The sequence below is a fragment of the Ruegeria sp. YTSC199 genome (assembly GCF_059609725.1).
Genome location: NZ_JBXWMF010000062.1, coordinates 1 through 4,240 on the forward strand (window position 1 = coordinate 1; position 4,240 = coordinate 4,240).

Consider the following 4,240-nt stretch of genomic DNA (forward strand, 5'->3'; position numbering starts at 1 on the left):
GCTTTCCATTCTTTCCATCTGAGGAGTGTATTTGCGCCGATTTCTCGGAAGGGTTGGGGTGGCAGGCGTTTGGGTTGGTCTTCGGTTTCAAAATGGCGGGTGATATCGGAGCTGTGACCGCAGGCCAGTTCCGCCGCTGCGATGCCGGTGAGGGTCCCGCGCGCGGTGCCCAGGCCGTTCTGGACGCAGCCGGAATAGATGCCGTGGTCGATCTGGCGCGTGACCGAGACGCCGTTCAGGCTCAGGCACAGGTGCCCGGCCCAATGGTATTGCATCTCCATCCCCGCCAATTGCGGGAACCGCTGGTCGAACTTGCGCTGCATCACCCGGGATGCGCGCGCCAGATCGCCCGCCGTCGCCGCCATGCCGGGCCGCAGTGCCGCGCAGGTGCGGGTGATGATGCGATTGCCGCCCTGACCGGTATCAATGCGCCGCATCGTGGTGCCCATCGGATCGGACGGGGTGACCCCCCAGCGGGGCTGGCCGCCCAGCCTGGCCAGCGCGGCGCTGTCCAGTTCCGGCGTCATCGCCGCAAACAGGAACAGCTGCATCAGCCGGTTGCGCTCGATGCCGAAGCTTTCCAGGTGGCCATTGACCGTCAGGATGACTGCGCCGGTGCTGACCGCGCCGCGCCGGGTTTTCACCTGCCACGCGCCGCCTTGCTTTTCGAACCCGGTTACGGCGGAATTCTCGTACAGCGCCACGCCGTCCCCGACCAGTCCGGCAGCCAGTCCGCGAATATAGCCTGCGGGTTGCAACATGACCGTTCCGGATGTGTAGAGGCCCGACCGGTAGTGGCGCGAGCCGGTCAGGTCGTGCATCTGCTGGGAATCCAGCATCTCGCTGGTTTCGCCCAACGTCTCGAGGTGCTGTGCATAGCTGACGTTATGGGCATGCCCCGCCGCGCTGGCGGCACCATTCACTTTGCCCGCCGGATCAAAGAAGCTCGGGTCGATCCGATATTGCTCGACCGCCGCGCGGGCAAAGGCAATCGCTTTCCGGTTCAGGCCGATCATTTTGCGGTCGTCACCGGACCCGGCATAATCATCCGAAGCCAGATCATGCGGCAGGTCGATCATGAAGCCGGAATTGCGGCCCGCTGCACCTTCGGCCACGCGCCCGGCCTCCAGCACCACCACTTTCGCATCGGGCTGCAACTGGTGCAGACGCCGCGCGGCCGACAGGCCGGCAAAGCCCGCGCCGACGATGACAAAGTCGGCGGTGGTGTCACTCTCCAGCGCAACCGCCGGGGGCTGGGCGCCAAGAATGGCGCTCCAGGCGGCCGGTCCGCGGTGGACCGGCAGGGTTCTGGCGCTGTACCGGGTCAATCAACCGCCTCGTCGGCGTCATCGGCCAGATCGATCCAGATGGTTTTCAGCTGGGTGTATTGATCATGCGCATGGACCGAGTTGTCGCGGCCCCCAAAGCCCGATTGCTTGAATCCGCCAAACGGGGTCGAGATGTCGCCCTCGCCAAAGCTGTTGACCGTCACGGTACCGGCCCGCAGGGCGCGGGCGCCGCGGATGGCGCGTTTGGCATTGGCGGTGAAGATCGACGCGCACAGGCCGTATTCGGTGTCATTGCCGACCGCGATCGCCTCGTCGAAGCCGGAGACCTCGATTACCGACAGGACCGGGCCAAAGATCTCTTCGCGGGCCAGCAGGGCATTGTTGTCCGCGACCTCGACCACGGTCGCCTCGACAAAGCCCCCGGCGGTCTTGCCGCCAGATTGAACAGGGTCGGTCTTGCCACCGATCACCACGTTCTCGGCCTGATCCAGATAGCCGCAAACCTTGGTGTAATGCCCTTCGCTGACCAGCGCGCCCATGCGGGTTTCCGGGTCCAGCGGGTCGCCGGTATTCCACTGCCTGGCGTGATGGGCGATGCGCTCCAGCAACTTGGCCTTGACGTCCTTGTGCACGATCAGGCGCGAACTGGCCGAGCAGTTCTCGCCCATGTTCCAGAACGCCCCGTTGACCAGGTGCTGGGCCACGCGGTCCAGGTTCTCGGCATCGTCCATGACGATGGCCGGGTTCTTGCCGCCCATCTCAAGCACAACCTCCTTGGCGTTGCTTTCCGCCGAGTAGGTCAGGAATTTCTTGCCGGTCACGGTCGAGCCGGTGAAGGACACCATGTCGATATCCATGTGACGGCCGATGGGCTCGCCCACGTCGCCGCCGCCGCCGGGCAGGATGTTCAGAACACCGGCGGGCAGTCCGGCTTCGGCAGCCAGTTCGGCCACGCGCAGGGCGGTGAGGTTGGTTTCCTTGGCCGGTTTGACGACCAGCGAGCAACCAGCAGCCAGAGCCGGGCCGATCTTCCACGCCAGCATCAGCAGCGGGAAGTTCCATGGCAGCACCAGGCCGACAACGCCGATCGGCTCGCGCACGACCATGGCGATGTGATCATCGCTGGCAGGGCTCACCTGATCATAGATCTTGTCGATCGCCTCGGCGTGCCACTTCAGGCAGTGGATGGTCTCGGGCACGTCCACGGTCTCGCAGTCAAAGATGGTCTTGCCGCTGTCGAGGCTCTCCATCACCGCCAGTTCACGCCGCTGGCGGGTCATCAGCTTGCACAGCCGGATCAGCACGTCCTTGCGCTCGGACGGGTGCAGTTTCGACCAGCGGCCATCGTCAAACGTCTCGCGCGCCTTTTCGACGGCAAAGTCCACATCCTCGGCACCACACGCGGCAATCTCGGCCAGCTTTTCGCCCGTGGCCGGGTTGACGCTGATGAAGGTCTCGCCGGATGCCGCTGGCCGGTAACCGCCGTCGATGAAGGCGCCGGTGGGCAGGTTCAGCCCCGCAGCGATGGATTTGTATTCGTCCTGTGTCAGCAGATCCATGTCTCTTACCCTTCTGCCACGATGTCGGCGATTTTGCGTTTCAATACGCGCGTAACCTGTTCCAGCGCGCGCTTGTCATCCTTGTTCAGACCCTTCAGAGGCGCGCGCATGACGCCCGCGTCGATCCCGTTCATGGTCACGCCGTGCTTGATGGTCTGGATGAACTTGCCGCCCTGTTCCAGCACATGCATCAGCGGCAGCATCGCGCTCATGATGCGGCGGCCCTTGTCAAAGTTGCCTTCCACCACGCAGGCATTGTACAGCGCCACATGTTCCGCCGGCAGGAAGTTCGACCCGCCACAAACCCAGAACGGGGCGCCCCAGGCAAAAAACTCCAGCGCCTGGTCGTCCATGCCGCAGCCCAGCTGGATGTGCGGATAGTCGCGCGCCAGCAGATGCACCCGGTTGATATCGCCCGAGCTTTCCTTGATGCCGCAGAAGTTGCGGCTGCGGCCGACGCGGTCCAGGAACTCCGCGCCCATCATGGTGCCGGTGCGGTGCGGATAGTTGTACAGCATCACCGGCAGATCCGCCGCCTTGTCGATGGCCAATGCGTTCAGCGCGTTCTCGCGGTCGGTCGGCACCGAATAGGCCGGGCTGGCCAGCAGGATCGCATCCGCCCCGATCTCGCGCGCGCCGGTGGCCAACGCAATCGAATCCGGCGTCATCATCGCCCCTGTGCCCACCACCAGCGGCAGGCGGCCCTTCAGGCGCTCGTGGGTGAACCTGGCCAGTTCCAGACGTTCCGCCACGGTCTGGGCATAGTTCTCGCCGGTCGAACCGCCCGAGATCAGGCCATGTACACAGTTCTCGATCAGGTGTTCGATCACGTCGGACAGTGCGTCCCAGTTCACGCTGCCATCGGCGTAATAGGGGGTCACGACAGGGGTGTAGATCCCTTCAAAATTGAAAATAGGGGTCATTCAGGTCCTCATGCAGGGGTTTTACGCGCCATCGTCCCCAGCGGCAGGTCAAGCCCGGCAGGCATGACGAACAGCTCGATCTGGTCGCGCGACAGGTTCCAATGATCGATGGCCAGCTGCGAGGCAGCCGCTTCATCGCCCGCTTCGATGGCGGCGATGATGGCGTCATGCTGGGCACTGGCCTCGGACAGGTTTTCCGCCATCTGGCGGTCCTGAGGGCGGTAGAAGGTCATCCCGATCCGGGCATGATCGATCAATAACCGCTGAAAGGAGGGCACAAGATAGATGTTGTCCGCCATCTCGCCCGTAATCTCGTGAAAGCGGTTGTTGGCCATGGCCCGCTCGGCGCTCGAGCCACCCCGAAGCGCCGCCTTGAACGCCTCCTGCGCCTCCTTGAGCGCTCCAACCTGAACACACGTCGCATTCTTCGCCGCCAACTGCAAAACAGCACCATAAATCATCGGGGCCG

General features: G+C 64.0%; 4 protein-coding genes. All 4 read right to left on the reverse strand.

Annotation, left to right across the window (positions count from 1 at the left end; translation table 11 throughout):
- A partial coding sequence (locus tag AC2FEE_RS25445; protein WP_496868200.1) for an NAD(P)/FAD-dependent oxidoreductase occupies positions 1-1,328 on the reverse strand: 1,328 nt, incomplete at its 3' end.
- The gene (locus tag AC2FEE_RS25450) at positions 1,325-2,848 is read right to left on the reverse strand and encodes an aldehyde dehydrogenase (protein WP_496868201.1); all 1,524 of its coding nucleotides are present in this window, start codon (positions 2,846-2,848) and stop codon (positions 1,325-1,327) included. The genes AC2FEE_RS25445 and AC2FEE_RS25450, both read right to left, overlap by 4 nt.
- A 5-nt stretch (positions 2,849-2,853) precedes the next feature.
- A complete protein-coding gene (locus AC2FEE_RS25455; RefSeq protein WP_496868202.1) occupies positions 2,854-3,771 on the reverse strand; it encodes a dihydrodipicolinate synthase family protein in 918 nt (305 codons plus the stop codon).
- An 8-nt stretch (positions 3,772-3,779) separates the two neighbouring features.
- On the reverse strand, positions 3,780-4,240 hold a 461-nt coding region (locus AC2FEE_RS25460), incomplete at its 5' end, for a GntR family transcriptional regulator (protein WP_496868203.1).

Coding starts and splice junctions, on each gene's coding strand:
- AC2FEE_RS25450 (WP_496868201.1), bottom strand. CDS start 2,848: ATGGATCTGCTGACACAGGACGAATACAAATCCATCGCTGCGGGGCTG.
- AC2FEE_RS25455 (WP_496868202.1), bottom strand. CDS start 3,771: ATGACCCCTATTTTCAATTTTGAAGGGATCTACACCCCTGTCGTGACC.